This window comes from Streptomyces sp. NPDC096048, assembly GCF_044763415.1.
Classification (GTDB): domain Bacteria; phylum Actinomycetota; class Actinomycetes; order Streptomycetales; family Streptomycetaceae; genus Streptomyces.
Genome location: NZ_JBIWGG010000019.1, coordinates 1 through 18,381, shown reverse-complemented (window position 1 = coordinate 18,381; position 18,381 = coordinate 1). Strand labels below are relative to the sequence as shown.

At 72.7% G+C, this 18,381-nt stretch carries 17 protein-coding genes and 1 pseudogene; 8 read left to right on the top strand and 10 right to left on the bottom strand.

What is annotated here, in order from left to right; translation table 11 throughout:
- Nucleotides 1-3: 3 nt before the first annotated feature.
- From ACIQ6R_RS36200 to ACIQ6R_RS36190, 3 genes are all read right to left on the bottom strand, one after another.
- A complete protein-coding gene (locus ACIQ6R_RS36200) occupies nt 4-1,344 on the bottom strand; it encodes a DUF2637 domain-containing protein (protein ID WP_404226213.1) in 1,341 nt (446 codons plus the stop codon).
- 89 nt (nt 1,345-1,433) lie between these two features.
- A complete protein-coding gene (locus ACIQ6R_RS36195) occupies nt 1,434-2,339 on the bottom strand; it encodes a DUF3558 family protein (RefSeq protein ID WP_404226210.1) in 906 nt (301 codons plus the stop codon).
- A gap of 117 nt (nt 2,340-2,456) precedes the next feature.
- Nucleotides 2,457-3,308, bottom strand: a complete 852-nt coding sequence (locus ACIQ6R_RS36190; RefSeq protein ID WP_404186736.1) for a DUF3558 domain-containing protein — start codon at nt 3,306-3,308, stop codon at nt 2,457-2,459.
- A 203-nt stretch (nt 3,309-3,511) separates the two neighbouring features.
- On the opposite strand from ACIQ6R_RS36190, the gene ACIQ6R_RS36185 reads away from it, so the two are divergent.
- Nucleotides 3,512-4,705: an RtcB family protein gene (locus ACIQ6R_RS36185; protein ID WP_404226208.1), complete on the top strand. Its 1,194-nt coding sequence runs from the start codon at nt 3,512-3,514 to the stop codon at nt 4,703-4,705.
- A 21-nt stretch (nt 4,706-4,726) separates the two neighbouring features.
- On the opposite strand, the gene ACIQ6R_RS36180 is transcribed toward ACIQ6R_RS36185, so the two are convergent.
- From ACIQ6R_RS36180 to ACIQ6R_RS36170, 3 genes are all read right to left on the bottom strand, one after another.
- Nucleotides 4,727-5,506, bottom strand: coding sequence for an SDR family NAD(P)-dependent oxidoreductase (locus ACIQ6R_RS36180; protein WP_404186738.1), 780 nt, complete (start codon nt 5,504-5,506; stop codon nt 4,727-4,729).
- A 43-nt stretch (nt 5,507-5,549) separates the two neighbouring features.
- Nucleotides 5,550-5,888, bottom strand: a complete 339-nt coding sequence (locus ACIQ6R_RS36175; RefSeq protein WP_404226205.1) for a YnfA family protein — start codon at nt 5,886-5,888, stop codon at nt 5,550-5,552.
- A gap of 64 nt (nt 5,889-5,952) precedes the next feature.
- On the bottom strand, nt 5,953-6,351 hold the full coding sequence (locus tag ACIQ6R_RS36170; RefSeq protein ID WP_404226202.1) for a winged helix-turn-helix transcriptional regulator: 399 nt from the start codon (nt 6,349-6,351) through the stop codon (nt 5,953-5,955).
- Between the two features lie 133 nt (nt 6,352-6,484).
- Here ACIQ6R_RS36170 and ACIQ6R_RS36165 point away from each other — a divergent pair, with 133 nt between their 5' ends.
- From ACIQ6R_RS36165 to ACIQ6R_RS36145, 5 genes are all read left to right on the top strand, one after another.
- Entirely contained in the window at nt 6,485-7,384 is a 900-nt protein-coding gene (locus ACIQ6R_RS36165) for an NADP-dependent oxidoreductase (protein ID WP_404226259.1), read from the top strand.
- A 170-nt stretch (nt 7,385-7,554) separates the two neighbouring features.
- On the top strand, nt 7,555-8,655 hold the full coding sequence (locus ACIQ6R_RS36160; RefSeq protein ID WP_404226199.1) for an LLM class flavin-dependent oxidoreductase: 1,101 nt from the start codon (nt 7,555-7,557) through the stop codon (nt 8,653-8,655).
- Nucleotides 8,652-9,287 (top strand): CE1759 family FMN reductase, encoded by a 636-nt coding sequence (locus tag ACIQ6R_RS36155; RefSeq protein WP_404186741.1) that lies wholly within the window; start codon nt 8,652-8,654, stop codon nt 9,285-9,287. The genes ACIQ6R_RS36160 and ACIQ6R_RS36155 overlap by 4 nt, the downstream gene beginning before the upstream one ends.
- Nucleotides 9,288-9,348: 61 nt before the next feature.
- Nucleotides 9,349-10,089, top strand: a complete 741-nt coding sequence (locus ACIQ6R_RS36150; protein WP_404226197.1) for a response regulator transcription factor — start codon at nt 9,349-9,351, stop codon at nt 10,087-10,089.
- A complete protein-coding gene (locus ACIQ6R_RS36145; RefSeq protein ID WP_404226195.1) occupies nt 10,090-11,523 on the top strand; it encodes an ATP-binding protein in 1,434 nt (477 codons plus the stop codon).
- 241 nt (nt 11,524-11,764) lie between these two features.
- On the opposite strand, the gene ACIQ6R_RS36140 is transcribed toward ACIQ6R_RS36145, so the two are convergent.
- Nucleotides 11,765-13,216: a macro domain-containing protein gene (locus tag ACIQ6R_RS36140; RefSeq protein WP_404226193.1), complete on the bottom strand. Its 1,452-nt coding sequence runs from the start codon at nt 13,214-13,216 to the stop codon at nt 11,765-11,767.
- A 221-nt stretch (nt 13,217-13,437) separates the two neighbouring features.
- Here ACIQ6R_RS36140 and ACIQ6R_RS36135 point away from each other — a divergent pair, with 221 nt between their 5' ends.
- Entirely contained in the window at nt 13,438-14,280 is an 843-nt protein-coding gene (locus tag ACIQ6R_RS36135; RefSeq protein ID WP_404226191.1) for a macro domain-containing protein, read from the top strand.
- A gap of 394 nt (nt 14,281-14,674) precedes the next feature.
- Here the strand turns inward: ACIQ6R_RS36135 and ACIQ6R_RS36130 are convergent, their stop codons facing one another.
- From ACIQ6R_RS36130 to ACIQ6R_RS36120, 3 genes are read right to left on the bottom strand one after another with little or no spacing between them, the layout of a single operon-like run.
- Nucleotides 14,675-15,442 carry a TIR domain-containing protein gene (locus ACIQ6R_RS36130; RefSeq protein ID WP_404226189.1) on the bottom strand — a complete coding sequence of 256 codons (768 nt, stop codon included), beginning with the start codon at nt 15,440-15,442 and terminating at the stop codon, nt 14,675-14,677.
- Nucleotides 15,439-17,016, bottom strand: a complete 1,578-nt coding sequence (locus tag ACIQ6R_RS36125) for a hypothetical protein (RefSeq protein WP_404226186.1) — start codon at nt 17,014-17,016, stop codon at nt 15,439-15,441. The genes ACIQ6R_RS36130 and ACIQ6R_RS36125 overlap by 4 nt, the downstream gene beginning before the upstream one ends.
- A 6-nt stretch (nt 17,017-17,022) precedes the next feature.
- Complete coding sequence (locus tag ACIQ6R_RS36120; RefSeq protein ID WP_404226183.1) at nt 17,023-17,775, bottom strand: hypothetical protein; 753 nt, start codon at nt 17,773-17,775, stop codon at nt 17,023-17,025.
- A gap of 249 nt (nt 17,776-18,024) precedes the next feature.
- Here ACIQ6R_RS36120 and ACIQ6R_RS36115 point away from each other — a divergent pair.
- Nucleotides 18,025-18,261: pseudogene (locus ACIQ6R_RS36115) on the top strand (carboxymuconolactone decarboxylase family protein); the annotation flags it as partial.
- Between the last annotated feature and the right edge of the window lie 120 nt (nt 18,262-18,381).

Genomic DNA, 18,381 nt, shown 5'->3' with positions numbered 1-18,381 from the left:
CGGTCAGGCGATGTGCTCGTCCTCCAGCTCCGCGCTGTGGCGGTTGGTGAAGCGGCTCACCAGCCGCTTGGCCTCCGGATCGGCGAGCGGCGTGCCGAACGTCGCCTCCACGTTGTCGCCGAACTCGCGGGGCGTCGGGTAGCTGCCGTTGATGGACTGCTTGAACACCTGGTAGTAGGCGTCCTCGTCCGGGCCCTGGGGCTCAGGCGTGCCACCGCCTTCCCCCAGCTCGCGGGTGCGGTGGGGGCCGACCGGTATGGGGAAGCCGCCGGTGTCCTCCGGGGAGGGCTCCCGCACGGGGGGCTCTTCCTCGAACTGCTGCCGGTACTGCTCGGCATGCCGCTGCTCCGCCTCCCACTGGGCGTACTGGTCCGGGTCGTACGCGGGGTCGTAGTCGCCGTGGTACTCGACGGACTGCGGGTCCCGGGCGTGCAGCCACGGGTTCTGGTCCGCCGTGGGGTTCTGGTCCGCCGCGGGGTGCCGGTCCACCGCGGGATCCTCCCGCGCGGGCTCGGGCGCCGTCTGCTGGCCGCCGGCCAGCTCGGGGCGCTGCTCATCGGCGGGCTCCGCCTTGCGCAGGGAGGGCGCCGTCCCGTGGGCCGCCCGTCCGTCCGGGAGCGCGTCGGCCTGCGGCGCCGGCGGCAGCAGCGCCGGCTCGATGCCCGCCGCCGCGAGGCCCGCCGGGGCGGTCTGCGAAAGGGGCACGCCGTAGCGGGCCAGGCGCAGCGGCATCAGGGACTCGACGGGGGCCTTTCGGCGCCAGCCGCGCCCGAACCGCGAGCGCAGCCGGGCCTGGTAGACCAGACGCTCCTGCTCCAGCTTGATCACCTGCTCGTAGGAGCGCAGCTCCCACAGCTTCATGCGGCGCCACAGCAGGAAGGTCGGCCCCGGCGAGAGCAGCCAGCGGGTGAGGCGGACGCCCTCCATGTGCTTGTCGGCGGTGATGTCGGCGATCCGCCCGATCGCGTGCCGGGCGGCCTCGACGGACACCACGAACAGGATGGGGATCACCCCGTGCATGCCCACACCCAGCGGGTCCGGCCACGCCGCCGCGCCGTTGAACGCGATCGTCGCCGCCGTCAGCAGCCAGGCCGTCTGCCGCAGCAGCGGGAACGGGATGCGGATCCAGGTCAGCAGCAGGTCCAGGGCCAGCAGCACGCAGATGCCCGCGTCGATGCCGATCGGGAAGACGTAGCTGAAGTTCCCGAAGCCCTTCTGCAGGGCCAGTTCCCGCACCGCCGCGTAGGAACCCGCGAAGCCGATCCCGGCGATGATGACGGCACCGAAGACGACCATGCCGATGAGAACGCGATGCGTCCGGGTCAGCTGTAGTGGCGCGGCCACCCGTACTCCCCTCCCAGTGCCTGTTGTTGCGCGCAACAGAGTGGCACATGTGTGCGGGGGACGGGTGACCGGTGGGCCGATACGACCTGTCAGCTCGGCTTCGACGACGACTTCGGCTTCGACGACGGCTTCGGCTCGGAGGGCGACTTCGACGACGAGTTGGACGCCGACGGCGAGGTGCTCGACCTGCCGCCGTCGGTGTCGGCGGTGTTGGCCTTCGTCACCGCGGCCACCGCCTCCTTGGCCGCCTTCTGGGCGTCCTTGGCCATGTCGTCGGCGTCCGGTGTCTTGTCGCCGGCCAGGCCCGCGCCGTTGTAGTCGACGGTGACGACGACGTTCTCGACGCGCGCCACGACCGTCTGCTGCTTGAAGGTGCCTTCCTTCTTCTTCAGGTCGTAGCGCACGGCCGACGCCTCGTCGCCCGTGCCGCTCACCGGCGCGGTCTTCACGCTCTTCGCGCCCTGCGCGGACTGGGCGTCCCGCAGCTGCTTCGTGTAGTAGTCGCGTGCCAGCTTGTCGCCCTCGCCGCGCGACGCGTCCGACTCGAAGCGCAGCATCGACACGCTCAGCCAGCGGAACTGGGAGCCCTTCACACCGTTGTCGTCCAGGCTGTCCCAGGAGCAACTGGCTCGCGTCGCCGTGTCGTTGGACGCGCCCTCCTTGCCGGAACCGGCCTTCGGCGCCAAGTCTTCCAGCGTCTTCTTCGACAGCACCGAACACGGCTCCGGAAGCTTCCCGTACGCCGCGGCCTGGACCGTCGGGGAGGGCTTCGCCGACTTGGACGCCGTCGTCTTGTCCGCGGCCTTGTCCTTGCCGTCCCCGGAGCCGGAGTCCGAGGAGCAGCCGGCCGCCACCAGCATCACGGGGACGGCGGCCGCGCCGACAAAGGCACGGCGGAGTCGCTTCGCTCTCCCCCACTGCCTGGACGGCGTGGGAGGTACCCCCAGGTTTCGCTGGTCACGCTGGGCTCGTCGCTGCATGGTTCCTTCACTCATGGCACTCGTGATTCCTGCGGTCGGAACGGGTCCGAGGGGCCACCGTACGCGGTGGGAAAACCACCCGACCCTGCTTCAGGTGCATCGCGCGCGGACGCGAGGGAGCCCGGGCCGGGCTCAACCGCTCAGCGAATCCGCCAGCTGGGAAGCGAGTTTCCGTGCCATGTCCTGCATTTCCTCGCTGTCCGGCACGACTCCGAGCATCGCCGACTGCTCCGCGTACTCGATGGTCACCAAGACGTTCGACGTGCGGAACGCCACAGTCACCGTGCGCCGCTTCGCCGTCGAACCGGAGCTGCTCAGCTCGTCGTCCACGAACGCCTCGTCCCCCAGATCGTCGAGGAGCCGGGGCTGGAGGTCGATGGGCGTGGCACCGGCGGACGCGCTCGACGAGGGGGCGGTGGACGAGGCGGAGCCGGACGCCGGGGCGGAGGGCGTGCCGGGCGACGCGGTGCCGGACGGCGATCCGGATCCCGGCGTGGAACCGGGCGCGGACGGCGAACCCGACTCCGAGGCCACCGGTTCGGGCAGGTCGGCCGCCTCCACCTGCTCCCCGAACAGACGCTCGGCCTCGGCGTCGTCGCCCTCGGAGCTGTCGTACGACACCACCCGCTCGAAGTCGACGAAGAGATGGTTGGTGGCGTCCGCGGAATCCACCTTCCAACGGCAGCCGACCTTGCGGTCGGTGTCGTACGCGAGCGTCGCCTCGCCCGCGTACGCCTTCTCCCGCTGCTCCTCGTCCGTGATCTCCTCGAGGCCGGGCAGCAGCGAGCCGAGCGCCTTGTCGCCGACCGCGCCGCACGGCTCCGGGAGGGTGCGGTACTTGCCGGGCTCGGCGGCCTCGGTCGCGACGCCGGGCCGGCCCGGGTTGGAGTCGTCCGGCGTGGCGCCGTCGCCCGAGCCGGTGCAGCCGGCCAGCAACGCCGCCAGGACGGCGGCGACGCCGGGTACGTAGGCCTTCCGCTGCACGGTGCGGCTCCTCTCGCCGGTGTGGCTGTGGTCGGTACTCCAGTGTCCCCGCTGGTTATTCGCTTGCCGCACGGGGGCGCCGCCTGCAGACAATGTGTATCGCACGCGCTGCCGTGACCGCCGGTCGGTTGTCCCTTTGACTGCCCTTGGCGCCGGTTTTGCGCTTTGAGACTTCTGTTTGTTTCCGGGGGAATGAGGACGATATGTCGTACGTGGAGATGCCGGGCGCGAAGGTGCCGATCCGGATGTGGGCGGACCCCGCGACGGTGGAGGAGGGCGCGCTCCAGCAGCTGCGCAACGTGGCGACCCTGCCGTGGATCAAGGGCCTGGCCGTCATGCCGGACGTGCACTACGGCAAGGGCGCGACGGTCGGATCCGTGATCGCGATGCGGGGTGCCGTGTGCCCGGCGGCGGTGGGCGTCGACATCGGCTGCGGGATGTCGGCGGTGAGAACGTCCCTGACGGCGAACGACCTGCCGGGCGACCTGTCGCGGCTGCGCTCGAGGATCGAGCAGGCGATTCCGGTGGGGCGGGGGATGCACGACAGCCCCGTCGAGCCGGGGCGCTTCCACGGGCTGGCGACGGCCGGGTGGGACGACTTCTGGGGGCGGTTCGACGGGGTGGCGGAGGCGGTTCGGTTCCGGCGGGAGCGGGCTGGGAAGCAGATGGGGACGCTCGGATCCGGCAACCACTTTGTGGAAGTCTGCACGGATACGACCGGTTCCGTCTGGCTGATGCTGCACTCCGGTTCCCGCAACATCGGCAAGGAACTGGCCGAGCACCATATCGGCGTGGCTCAGAAGCTCCCGCACAACCAGGGCCTGATCGACCGCGACCTCGCGGTGTTCGTCGCGGACACCCCGCAGATGGCCGCGTACCGCAACGACCTGTTCTGGGCGCAGGAGTACGCGAAGTACAACCGCACGATCATGATGGCGCTCCTGAAGGACGTGGTCCGCAAGGAGTTCAAGAAGGCCAGGCCGGTCTTCGAGCCGGAGATCAGCGCCCACCACAACTACGTCGCCGAGGAGCGGTACGACGGTATAAACCTGCTGGTGACCCGCAAGGGCGCGATCCGCGCGGGTTCCGGTGACTACGGGATCATCCCCGGTTCCATGGGCACGGGTTCGTACATCGTCAAGGGCCTCGGGAACGCCAAGTCCTTCAACTCCGCCTCCCACGGCGCCGGCCGGCGGATGAGCCGGAACGCCGCCAAGCGCCGCTTCTCCACGAAGGACCTGGAGGAGCAGACGCGGGGCGTGGAGTGCCGCAAGGACTCGGGCGTCGTGGACGAGATCCCGGCCGCCTACAAGTCGATCGACCAGGTCATCGACCAGCAGCGCGACCTCGTGGAGGTGGTGGCGAAGCTCAAGCAGGTCGTCTGCGTGAAGGGCTGACGCCCGGGACGCCGTCCGGCGTCAGCCTTCCCGGTGCACCTTCGTGTTCGACGCCTGGGCGCGGGGGCGGACGACCAGGAGGTCGATGTTGACGTGGGCGGGGCGGGTGACCGCCCACGTGATGGTGTCGGCGACGTCGTCGGCGGACAGGGGGTCGGCCACGCCCTGGTAGACCTTGGCGGCCCTGTCCTGGTCGCCGCCGAAGCGGGTCAGGGCGAACTCGTCGGTCTTCACCATGCCGGGCGCGATCTCGATGACGCGGACCGGGCGGCCGACGATCTCCAGCCGGAGGGTCTCGGCGAGGACGTGCTCGCCGTGCTTGGCGGCGACGTAGCCCGCGCCGCCCTCGTAGGTGGCGAAGCCCGCGGTCGAGGAGACGACGACGACCGTGCCGTCGCCGCTCGCCTCCAGCTTGGGGAGCAGGGCCTGGGTGAGGTTGAGGGTGCCGATGACGTTCGTCTCGTACATGCGGCGCCAGTCGTCCGGGTCGCCGGTGGCCACCGGGTCGGCGCCGAGCGCGCCGCCCGCGTTGTTGACGAGGACGCCGACGGTCTTGAAGGCCGAGGCGAACTCGTCGACGGCCGCGCGGTCGGTGACGTCCAGGGGGTACGCCGTCGCCTTGTGGCCGGCCGCCTGGATCTCCTCCGCCAGCGCCTCGACACGGTCCTTGCGGCGGGCGGTGAGGACGACGCGGTAGCCGGCCGCGGCGAGCTGCCGGGCCGTGGCGGCGCCGATGCCGCTGCTCGCACCGGTGACGACGGCGATGCGGGAGGCGGCGGACGGGGCGGCTGCGGGGGCCATGGGCTGCTCCTTGGTCGGTGTTACCGGTCGCCGCCCAGCGTAGTCAGCCGCCGTCGCGCGGTGCCCACATGATCACGGCCATCCCGGCCAGGCAGATCAGCGCGCCGGTCACGTCCCAGCGGTCGGGGCGGTAGCCGTCGGCGACCATGCCCCACAGGATCGAGCCGGCCACGAAGATCCCGCCGTACGCGGCGAGGATGCGGCCGAAGTGGGCGTCGGGCTGGAAGGTGGCGACGAAGCCGTACGCGCCGAGGGCGAGGACGCCGCCGGTGGCCCACAGCCAGCCGCGCTGTTCGCGTACGCCCTGCCAGACCAGCCAGGCGCCGCCGATCTCGAAGAGGGCGGCGACGACGAAGAGGGCGGCGGAGCGGAGCACGAGCATGCGGGCAGCTTCGCACGGCGGACCGCCCGGCCCCGTACAGGGCCGGGCCGGACCGCCCGGGGCCTCAGCTGTCGGCGTCGTAGCGCTCCCGGGCTTGGTGGACCTCGTCGAAGTGGGACTCCGCCCAGTCCTTCACGGCGACCAGCAGCAGGCTCAAACTGTGGCCCAGCGGGGTGAGTTCGTAGTCGACGCGGACCGGTACGGACGGGGTGACGGTGCGGGTGAGGAGGCCGTCGCGTTCCAGTGAGCGCAGGGTCTGCGTGAGCATCTTGGGGCTGACGCCGGCGATCCTGCGCCCGAGGTCGCTGTAGCGCATGGGGCCTGCGGCGAGCGCGGCGACGACGAGACTGACCCACTTGTCGCTGATGCGGTCCAGGAGCTGGTTGGTCGGGCAGTGCCTGATGAACGCGTCGTACTCGGAACGGGCCTGCTCGCGGCGCTGGGCCGCCGTCTTGGTCGCCATGGCTCACTCCCCGGTGTCGTACGCACTCTCAGGTAACTACTTCCTGATGGATAGTAACTCTTCCTAGGGTTGTCCACATCGAGGCCCGGAGGCACCGGGCCCCGGAGATGTCGAGGGAGTGGTCATGTCGGTCATGCGTGCTGTGGTGGTGACGGGGTTCGGTGGGCCCGAGGTCGTGCGGGTCGCGGAGACGGAGGTGCCGGTGCCGGGGCCCCGGCAGGTGCGGATCAAGGTGGCGGCGGCGACCCTGAACCCGGTGGACGCGGGTGTGCGCCAGGGGTTCTTCGGCGGTGCGGGGGAGCGGCTCGGGCTGGGCTGGGACGTCGCCGGGACCGTGGACGCGGTGGGCGAGGGGGGCGGGCGGCGCGTCGGGGACGAGGTCGTGGCCCTGCACCACGGAATGGTGAAGCCGCTGGGCACGCATGCCGAGTACGTCGTGGTGGACGCGGACGCCGTGGCCACGGCTCCGACGACGGCCGACGCGGTGCTCGCCGCGACCCTGCCGCTGAACGCGACGACCGCGGCGCAGGCTCTGGATCTGCTGGATCTCACGCCGGGCCGGACGCTGCTGGTGACGGGGGCCGCCGGGGCGGTCGGCGGGTACGCCGTGCAGCTCGCCGCGCGGCGGGGCGTCGAGGTGACGGCGCTGGCCCGGGAGGAGGACGGGGAACTCGCGCGGTCCCTGGGCGCCGAACACCTGGTGACCGGTACGGACGGGGCGGGCGCGGCCGGACGCGTGGACGCGGTGCTGGACGCCGCCGTGCTCGGTGACTCCGCGCTGGAGTGGGCGCGGGACGGCGGGGCCTACGTCGGGGTGATCCCGGGGGCGGCGCCGGCCGCGGTGCGCGGGGTGCGGGTCGGGAGCGTCGAGGTGCGGGCCGACGGTGCCCGTCTGGCGGAGCTGGCCGGCCTCGTGGACGAGGGCGCGCTGACGCTGCGGGTGGCCGGCACGTATGCCCTGGACGAGGCGGTCAAGGCGCACACCCGGCTCGCGGAGGGCGGGCTGCGGGGGCGGCTGGTGCTGGTGCCCTGAGGGGGCGGGCGGGTGGTGGGGGCGGGTGGGGGTGCTGGGCGGCCTCGGGGCCGGGCGAGGGGGCCCGCAGCGCCGGGGCGGGTGGCGGGGTCGGGTGAGCGGAATAACGACTGCGGGCCGTTCGTTCGACGGTATAGTTGAACCGTCAACAACTCGGAGGTTGAGCGACCATGCAGTTCGGCATCTTCACCGTCGGCGACGTCACGCCGGACCCCATCACGGGCCGTACGCCGACCGAGCGTGAGCGCATCAAGGCCATGGTCGCCATCGCGCTGAAGGCCGAGGAGGTCGGGCTCGACGTCTTCGCGACCGGCGAGCACCACAACCCGCCGTTCGTGCCCTCGTCGCCGACCACGATGCTCGGCTACATCGCGGCCCGCACCGAGCGGCTGGTCCTCTCCACCTCCACCACCCTCATCACCACCAACGACCCGGTGAAGATCGCCGAGGACTTCGCGATGCTCCAGCACCTGGCCGACGGCCGGGTGGACCTGATGATGGGGCGCGGCAACACCGGGCCGGTCTATCCGTGGTTCGGCAAGGACATCCGCGAGGGCATCAACCTCGCCGTCGAGAACTACGCCCTGCTGCACCGCCTGTGGCGCGAGGACGTCGTGAACTGGGAGGGCAAGTTCCGTACGCCGCTCCAGGGCTTCACGTCCACGCCCCGGCCGCTGGACGGCGTCGCGCCGTTCGTCTGGCACGGCTCCATCCGGTCGCCGGAGATCGCCGAGCAGGCCGCGTACTACGGCGACGGCTTCTTCCACAACAACATCTTCTGGCCCGCCGACCACACCAAGCGCATGGTCGAGCTGTACCGGGCCCGCTACGCCCACTACGGGCACGGCACCCCCGAGCAGGCGATCGTCGGCCTCGGCGGGCAGGTGTTCATGCGGAGGAACAGCCAGGACGCGGTGCGCGAGTTCCGCCCGTACTTCGATGTCGCCCCCGTCTACGGGCACGGGCCGTCGCTGGAGGACTTCACCGAGCAGACCCCGCTCACCGTCGGCTCGCCGCAGCAGGTGATCGAGAAGACGCTCGCCTTCCGCGACTACGCCGGTGACTACCAGCGCCAGCTGTTCCTGATGGACCACGCCGGGCTGCCCCTGAAGACCGTCCTCGAGCAGCTCGACCTGCTCGGCGAGGAGGTCGTGCCGGTGCTGCGCGAGGAGTTCGCCAAGGACCGCCCGGCGAACGTGCCGGACGCGCCGACCCACGCGTCCCTGCTGGCCACCCGCAGGGACACGGCCGAGGAAGGAGTACGGGCATGAAGCTCGTCGTCGTCTCCGCGGGACTGAGCGTCCCGTCCTCCACCCGGCTGCTCGCCGACCGGCTGGCCGCCGCCACGGCCGGCCGGGCCGGCACCGACGTCCAGGTGGTCGAGCTGCGCGACCTCGCCGTGGAGATCGCGCACACCTTCACCAACGGGTTCCCGGGGCGGAACCTGTCCGCCGCCTTCGACGCGGTGGCGGCGGCCGACGGCCTGATCGTCGTCACGCCGGTCTTCTCGGCCTCGTACAGCGGGCTGTTCAAGTCGTTCTTCGACGCGCTGAGCGTCACCGACGAGGACGCCCTCGCCGGGAAGCCCGTGCTGATCGCCGCGACCGGCGGTACGGCCCGGCACTCGCTGGTCCTGGACCACGCCCTGCGTCCGCTCTTCGCCTACCTCAAGGCCGTCGTCGTCCCGACCGGCGTCTACGCCGCCTCGGAGGACTGGGGCGCCGAGGGGCTGGACGGGCGGATCGAACGGGCGGCGGGGGAGCTGGCGGGGCTGATGGCCGGGTTGTCGGGCGGACTGTCCGGGCTGTCGGCGGCCCCGGAACCGGCCGGGAAGCCGGCGGACGACGCCTTCGAGGTCGTGCCCTTCGAAGAGCGGCTCGCCGCGCTGCGGCCCACAGGGTGAGATCTCGGTAAGAAGCCCGGCCGCCCGGTCGCCGGGCCCCTGGCCTTGGCAGACTGGACGCGTGCCCCGGACTGTTCTGCTCGCCGAAGACGACCGCGCGATCCGGCACGCCCTGGAGCGCGCCCTCACCCTGGAGGGCTACCGGGTCACCGCGGTCGCCGACGGCACCGAGGCGCTGGCGCGGGCCCACAGCGGCCGGCCGGACGTGCTCGTGCTGGACGTGATGATGCCGGGCATCGACGGCCTCCAGGTCTGCCGGACCCTGCGCGCCGAGGGCGACCCCACGCCGATCCTGATGCTGACGGCGCTGGTGGAGACCGCCGACCGCATCGCGGGCCTGGACGCGGGCGCCGACGACTATGTCGTGAAGCCCTTCGACGTCGAGGAGGTCTTCGCCCGCCTGCGCGCCCTGCTGCGCCGCACCGGCCGTGAGGAGGCGGGCCCCCCGGATGACGCCTCCGCCTCCACCCCCGCCGACGTGCCGGAGGAGCCGGACGCCGCCCGCTGCCTGGAGGCGGCCGGACTGCGCATGGACCCGCGGGCCCGCCGTGCCTGGCGGGGCGGGCGCGAGCTGGAGCTGACCCGCACCGAGTTCGAGCTGCTGGAGCTGCTGGTCCGCAACGTCGGCATCGTGCTCGACCACTCCACCATCTACGACCGTATCTGGGGCTACGACTTCGGCCCCGGCTCCAAGAACCTCGCCGTCTACGTCGGCTACCTGCGCCGCAAGCTCGACCAGCCGGGCGCGCCGCAGCTGATCCAGACCGTGCGCGGCGTGGGTTACGTGCTGCGGGAGGACTGAGTGGGCCCCTCCCCGCTCGGGCGCCGGCCCCGGCTGCTGTCGCTGCGGACGACGTTCGCGGTGTCGTTCGCCACGGTCACCGCCGTGGTCACGGTCCTCGTCGGCGTGCTGTCGTACAGCGGCGCGGCCCGGCTGGTGCGGGTGGACCAGGAATCGGTCTTCGCACAGGTCGTGCAGGACCTGCGGGCCGAGGTGCGCCGGCAGCGGCTGTCGCCCGACGACTTCACCTCCTCCGCGCCCGGCCACGACATCGTGCGCCCGGCCCGTACGGACGTGCAGGTGCTCGGGCCGGACGGCAAGGTGTCCGACCCGGCCGGTCCGCCGCTGCCGGTCACCGACGCCGACCGGCGGACCGCGCACGCCGCCGTGGCCGGGCGGACGGTCCAGCACGAGGACGTCGGGGTCGGGCGCGACGTCTTCCGGGTCGCGACCGTGTCGCTGGGCGGTGGCCGGGGCGCGGTGCAGGTGGCGCAGGAGTTCAGCGACACCGAGGACCTGCTGCGGGCGCTGCAGCGGCGGACGCTGCTGCTGATGGCCGCGGTGGTGACGGCCGCCGGGCTGTTCGGCTGGTGGCTGGCGCGGCGCATGACCCGGCGGCTGGTGCTCCTGACCTCCGCCGCCGAGGACGTGGCCCGCACCCGTCGGCTGGGCGTCCAGGTGCCGGTCACCGGGCCCGACGAGGTGGGCCGCCTCGGCCGCGCCATCGACCTGATGCTGGTCCGCCTCGCCCAGTCGGAGGAGGACCAGCGGCGCCTGGTCCAGGACGCGGGGCACGAGCTGCGGACGCCGCTCACCTCGCTGCGGACCAACATCTCGCTGCTGCGGCGGATCGACGAGCTGCCGTCCGGCGCCCGCGAGGAACTGGTCGCGGACCTGGGCCAGGAGGCCCGCGAGCTGACCGACCTGGTCAACGAACTGGTCGAGCTGGCGGCCGGGCAGTCCGCCGGGGAGCCCCCGCAGCGGGTCGACCTGGCGCGGGTCGCGCGCGACGTGGCGAGCCTGGCCCGGCGCCGCACCGGGCGGGAGATCGGCGTGAGCGTACGCGGTGAGACGGTGACGGAGGGCCGGCCCGCCATGCTGACCCGTGCGCTGTCCAACCTGGTCGAGAACGCCGCGAAGTTCGACCCGGGCGGCACCGGACCCATCGAGGTCGCCGTCGCCGGACCCGCCCTGGAGGGCCCGATCCGCGTCGAGGTCCGCGACCGCGGTCCGGGCATCGCCGCGGACGACCTGACCCGCATCTTCGACCGCTTCTTCCGCACCGCCGGCGCCCGTTCACGGCCGGGTTCCGGCCTCGGCCTGTCCATCGTGCGGGAGGTGGCGCTCGCGCACGGGGGAGCGACGTTCGCGTTCCGGCGGGACGGGGGCGGGTCGGTGGTCGGGTTCACGGTGGGCGGAGGGGGCGCGGAGGTCGGGGACGACGGGCGTGCGTGACGGGCGGGCGTGCGTGGGGGTGACGGGCGTAGGGGGCGGTGACGGGCGGGCGGGCGTGAGGGTACGGGCGTACGGGACGGTGACGGGCGTGCGTGAGGGTGACGGGCGTACGTGAGACGGGTTCCGGTGGCGTCCCACCGGGTCCGTGACCGGGAACCGGAAGCGGTCCGGAAGCGGTTCGGCAGCGGAGTGCCGCTGGCACCGGAAGCGAGGCCGCTGATGCCCTGGGGGCATGACGACGTCACCAGCGGCCCTGCGCGCCTCCGTCGCCGCGGCCAGCGCCGCCGGTGCCGACGGCAGCGGCACCGGCGCCACCGCCGGTGCCGCTCGCGGTGCCTACGCCGGGGTCGTCGTGCCGCGAGGTGCGCAGGAACGTGCCGAGTGCGGACAGGTCGGTCCGTTCCAGGTCCGCCGGCCGGATCACGATGCGCAGCTCCGGCGCGGTCGCCGGCTCCCGGCGGCAGTGGGCGGTGAAGCTCTCCACGATCATGAGCAGCAGCTGGGTGCGGTCGAGTTCCACGACCCGGGCCAGTCCGGAGCCGATCAGCGGGATCGCGACCGGCTTGTACATGCCGTACCGGGCGACGGCCGGCCAGAGGGCGTCCAGGCCCGCCCGGAGTTCGGCCGGCGCGGAGCGGGCGACGAGGTCGTTGCCGAGCCGGGAGTAGGCCACGGCGAAGACCCGGCGGCCGTCCACCGGCAGGGAGACGGTGGTGCCGAGCGGGTAACGGACGCGCCGGCCGCGGGGCTTGTCCTGGGGCCGTTCCGTGCGCAGCGGGGTGAACGCCTTCAGCCCGGCCTGGAGCCGGTCGTCCAGCAGTTTGCGCTCGCCGCCGAACAGCCGCTCCACCAGCTGCCCCTGCACGCTCTCCCGGCTGATCACCAGGTCCCGTTCGGTGGCGGTGTCGAAGGTGTCGGTGAACCCGACGACCAGATTGGCGTCCTCCTGGTCGAACAGGTCGCCGCGCACCACCACGAGGTCCCCGGCGCCGGGGAACGGCTGCCGCAGCAGTTCCTGCCCGTGCCGCTCCCGCAGCCGGGCCCGCAGGGAACCGAGCAGCTCGGCGACGTCGCGGTCGTCCGGCCGCTCCATGGCCATCCGTTCGGCGACCGGCAGGGCGAGGTCGTGCCGGCCCAGGTCCATGCGGCTGCGGATCAGCTGGCGGCGGGCCGTCTCGCGCAGCGCGGTGAGCCGGCGGATCAACGGCAGCGCGAACTCCTCGTCGCCCGCTTCGGCCAGCGGGCGGCCGCGGACGAGGTCGAGTGCCGCCGCGAGCCGGTCGGCGGCCGCCGCGGGGGGCGCGAGCAGCCCGGAGTGGACCAGGTCGGTGAACTCCGAGCAGTCCAGCTCGTCGGGCGCGAGCACCAGCCGGTACGCGGTCTCGGGCGCCGGGGTGGCCAGCAACTGCTCGGTGCGCAGCACCCGGGCGCCGTCACCGTTCTGGGCGGGATCGAGGGCGCGGCGCAGTTCGAGGACGCGCTTCTGCACGTCGTTGCGGTGACGCCCGGTCCGGTGCGGACGTTCACCGGCGACCGCCCACACGTCCCGGTGCAGCCGCCGTACCGGTACGGGCTCGCCCTCCGCCGCCACCAGGCGGACCAGCAGCCGTGTGGTCAGCGGGGTCAACCGGACGGGCACGCCGTCGACTTCGAGTCCTGCCGGTCCCAGGACGCTCACACGGATGCGCGCCATACAAGTGGTCTCCACTCGCTTCACTCTCTCCCGCCGAGCGGTGGCGGGGGAGGTTTCGGCAGCGTATCAATCGTCCGTTTGGGGGAGTTGTGGATTCGGTCGGTTCGCGTGGGGCCGGTCCGGTCGTACGTCCGTCGCGGCGGAGCGGCCGGCTGAGCCCCGGGGGGCGGCGGGGCCGGGGCGGCCGGCGCGGGCTGTTCGGCGGGGCGCGGACCCGGCGGGTGTTCGCCGGCAGTGTGATGGCGGCCTTCGGCGGGGTGTCGGCGGTCGTCCAGTTCGTCGGGCAGGTGTGGCCCGCGGCCATCCCCGCCCCGGCTCCGGTGACGGCGGCGTCGGCGCTGCTGTGCCTGGCCTGGGGGGTGCTGCGCAGCCGGCCGACGGTGGCCGTGCGCCAGGAGTTCCGGCGGCCGCGGATGGCGGTGACGGTCGGACCCGGCGACCTCTTCGACGAGTCCGCCCACCTTGTCGTCGGCTTCTGCGACACGTTCGACACCGACGTCCGCGACGGCGTCGTCATCAGCGGCGCCAGCGTGCAGGGGCAGCTGCTGGAGCGCCGGTACGACGGTGACGCGCGGCGGCTGGACGACGAGCTGGACGCGGCCCTGCGCGCGGCCGTGCCGGTCGCCCGGGAGTCCCGGGAGGACAAGCCCTACGGCAAGCTCGGCCGTTACCCGGTCGGCACGGTGGCGGTGCTCGGCAGCCGGCCGCGGCTGGTCTTCGGGGTCGCCTACAGCCGGCTCGGCAACGACTGCGTGGCGCGGTCCAGCACGGAGGAACTGTGGCTCAGCCTCAGCCGCGTGTGGGACGCCGTCTACCGGCACGGGCAGCTGGACCGCGTGGCCGTGCCGCTGATCGGCTCGGGGCTGTCCCGGCTGCACGGGCTCGACGAGGAGAGCCTGCTGCGCCTGATCCTGCTCTCCTTCATCACCCACTCCCGGGAACGGGTGATCTGCCGCGAGCTGCGGGTCGTGCTCCGGCCCGCCGAGCTGGAACGGGTCGATCTGGCGGAGGTCGCGGCGTTCCTGGGGGTGCTGGCGGCGGCGGATTCCGGCGGTGCGGCGTAGGAGCGGGGCCTGTCCGCGGCGTCGGGTCGCTGGTGGGGCAACGGGGGCCTGAGTGGGACAGCGAGCCCTTGGGCGGGGCAGCGGGGACTCTGAGTGGGGCAGCGAGCCCTTGGGCGGGGCAGCGGGGACTCTGAGTGGGGCAGCGAGCCCTTGGGTGGGGCAGCGGGGGCTCTGAGTGGGGCAGCGAGCCCTTGGGTGGGGCAGCGGGGGCTCTGAGTGGGACAGCGGACCTCTGGGTGGGGCAGCGGGCCCCTGGGCGGGGCAGCGGGTCCTCGGGCGGGGCAGCGCGCCCCTCGGCGGGGCGCCGGCCCCCCGGAGACGCGTGCCGCGGTGGCGGGACGCGCTCCGGGAGGCCGGTTGCGCCGGTCCCCCGATCGGCGCCGGATCCGCCGGGCTACGGCCGGCGGTGGTAGGCGGACAGGTGCTGGAACGGGTAGGTGTGGCGCCAGTCGGACCCGGTGTCGTTGACCGTGCAGCCCGCCAGCTTCAGCCGCTCCACGACCTTGCCGAGCGCCGTTTCGGAGCCGTCGAAGCGGATGACGTTGCGTCCGGCGATGTCGGCGATCGGCCGCAGGCCGCCGACCTCGACGATCAGCGTGCGCTCGGGGTACGCCATCAGCACCATGCCCAGCTCGATCAGGACGTTGGGGCGCGGCTGGCACACGGGCCGGGTCTCGTGGTCGGGCTCGTTGTGCCCCCGCAGCTCCGGGTGGAGGGTGACGACGTCGTCCGGCGTGAGCAGGACGAGCGCCGCCTGGGCCTGCGCCGGAGCGCCGGCGACCACGTCACCGAGGAAGGGCGAGGCGTGGCCGGTCGCTCTGACCAGGTCCTCCCACTCCTTGGGGCGCAGATCGAGCCGGCGCAGCAGCTCGTACATCTCGCGCCGTACCTGGTCGTCGCGGCCGTGGACGACGAAGACGCTCCGGGCCCGGTCCGCGTCGCTCGGCAGCGCGGCCGGGTCGGCCCGCCACCCGCCGGCGTGCGGCAGCCCAGCCGGTCCGGATGCTCCGGATGGTCCCGTCGGGCCGGACGGCCCGGAGTGCACCGGGGAGTTGTCGCCGAAGGTCTGGGTCGTGCCGCTGTTGCCGACGCTCTGGTTGCCCCCGAAGTTGTTGTTGCCGCCCTGGCCGAAGCTGTTGCCGTGGAACCGCTGGCCGCTCATGCCGGTCGTGCCTCCCTGGTGATGCCGGAGTTGTTGCCGAAGGTCTGGGTGGTGCCGGTGTTGCCGACGCTCTGGTTGCCGCCGAAGTTGTTGGTGCTGTGGGCGCCGAAGTTCTGCTGGAGGATGTTGGTCTGGTTGGCCTCGTGCTCACGGGTGTCGACGTCGTGGTCGCGCAGGAAGTCGCCGACGATCTGCAGCAGATGACGCTCGATGATCTGGATGTACTTGATCGAGTCCGTTTCCTGGAAGAAGTGGTGGAAGTCGCTGTTGGGCGCCAGTTCGCGGACGCTGGTGAGCGCGCCGCAGTCCACGACGGTCAGCGCGTAGCGGCCGAGCCGGAACTCGCTGGTGTCCGCCGGCTGGCGCACCAGCGTGCGGACGGTGTCGGAGCCGGAGCGGCTGGGCAGCCGCTCGCGCAACGGGTTGGTGATCAGCCGCAGGAGTTCGCCGGGCGCGCTGCGGGTCACGTCCCAGGCGATGCGCCACATGAGCCTGCCGTCGATCGTGGCGGGCAGCCGGTCGGCGAGGTGGAAGCTCTCCGGCACGGGACCGAGCACGTAGGTGTAGAACTCGGTGTGCAGGGTGCTGCCCTTGATGTCGAAGCCGATGAACACCGAGGTCACCAGCTCCTGTTGCCACGCTCCGATCCGGACGCACAGGTACTCGCGGCCGGCGTCGTAGTCCTCCCGCCAGTGTTCGCCGGTGTGGCCGGGGCCGGGCGTGTCGGGGAGCGCGTCGACGGAGTCGTCGCCCTCGGTCGTCCGGACGGCCTTGGCGAACCGGCGCCGGTCGACGGAGAGCAGCTGGATCCGGTCACTGGGGGCGGGTCTGTCCCGCAGTTCCGCGAGCATCTGCTCGCAGACGCGGCCGGTGATGTCCCCGACGGTGAAGGGGATGATCGGTTTGCGCTCCGCCGGTCCGTGGTCGTCGCCCGCGCCGTCCGCGGGTCCGTGCTGGGCGGGGACGTGCCCGTTGAGCAGGCCCTGGCCGAGCACGCCGTCGCGCGACACCGGGGCGCCGAGGAGCAGCTCCGCGTTGGCCCACCGGCGGATCGAGTGGCCGGCGCCGACGAACGGCTTGTAGCCGCCGTAGTACACCGTGCCGGAGGCCTGCTCCCGGTCGATCTTGCCGACCAGTTCCGGCGTCAGGTGCGAGGTCATCGGGTAGCCGCCGTCGAATCCCGTACGGTCGTCCGCCGGCGGCGCGAGGTGCTCGGCGAGGGTCTGGAGGACGGCGAGCCGGCGGAGGAACATCGTGGCCCAGGCGAGCCAGAAGACGAGCAGGGCCGCCGAGACGCCGGTGAGCAGGCCCGCCGCGAGCAGCAGAGTGATGACGGCGGTGCCCGTCCAGAGGGCGATCAGCTGGTTGCGGCGCAGGTTGTGGGCGGCGAGGGCGTGCGCCAGCACGGGGGCGGCGTCGTAGCCGTAGGAGGGGGCCACCACCCGGTACCGGTGGGTCAGCAGCTCCCGGATCACGGCCTTGCGGTAGACGGGGTCGAGGTAGGTGCCCGCGCACAGCAGGCGCGTGGCGTTGCTCGTCGCGTCCGGGGGCGGCGGGGCGGCGTGGGTGGTCATGGCTGCTCAGTTCCCTTCCCGCATGTCCGCCGAGGTGATGACGCCGTCGGTCACCGTGTAGGTGCCCTCGTACGTCGTCCGGGTGCCGTCGGTCTCCCAGGCCACGACCGTGAGCGACACCTCGTCGCCCGTCGTTCCGGTCACGGTGACCTCGTCCCGTTCGGTCGTCTCGAAGCCGGCGACGAAGTGGTCGTAGTCCGGGTCGAGGTTCTTGCCGCCCAGCTCCCAGGCGGTCCGGAAGTCGCGGTCGTTGATGGCCTCGAAGTACGCCGTCACCGTCGCCTCCGGCCCGCTCCCGTCCCCGTCCGGGAACGGGGAGTCGGCGGGATCGTCGGTCGCGCCGCCGGTGGCCGTGTCGTCGGTGGTGTCGTCGAGGGGCTCGTCCGTCGTTCCGTCGTAGGTCCCGTCGGTCGGTTCGTCGGTCGGTTCGTCGGTCGGTTCATCGGTCGTCCCGTCGCCCCAGGGCGACGTGTCCTCGCCGGTCGGGCCGCCCAGGCCGCCCAGGCCCTCCGGGTCGGTCCCGTCGTCATCCGTTCCGTCCACCCAGTCCGGCAGGGCCCCGCTGCCGTAGAGCCCGTCGGTGGCGGGCACCCCGTCGTCGCGGCCGGTCGTGGCGAGCACGACGGCCAGCACGACTATGAGGACGAACGGGATCGCGATGACGGTCAGGGCCTGGTTGCGTACGTGGCCGGGGGCGAGTGCTAGCCCCGGTGCGGGGTAGGAACCCCGGGCGCCGTGCGGTACTCGTGTACTACTCATCTGTCACCTCATTGCCGCCGGTATCCGGCTGAGCGGATACGGCACGCGCCCCGAGTGGGCCGATGTGCCTTGTGCATCGCCCGATCCGACCAGGGGCAGCGCTTCCGGAACCAGATTTCTCGGCTTCCGATGCGCTTCCGATCGGCTTCCGCTATGAGGTGGGTCCCGGGTCGGCCGGGGCCTCGCCACGGCGGTCGCCGTGCACCGGGCCCGGCAACAGCCCCGGAACGTGACCCCGGTCAAGGAGCTGCGTGGCGGGAGGCGCCGTTCTGCACGGACGCGGAGCGCGCGGCGCTGGCGCTGGCCGAGGGCGCCACCCGGCTGCAGGACGGTGCGGAGGGCGTCACCGACGCGATCTGGGAAGAGGTCAACGCCCATTTCACCGAGGCGGAGATCGGCGCGATCAACCTGGAGATCGCGCTGACCAACTTCTTCAACCGGCTCAACCGCACCGTCAAGGAACCGGCCGGCCGTACCTGGGGCTGAGCCCGGCGCGGCTCCCGACCCACGGACAGGTCGGGGGATGGCGAACGGGCCCGTGCTCACCAGGGTTGTGAGGTGAGTACGGGCCCTTGCTCGGTCTTCGGCCGGGGGTGTCTCCGGGGG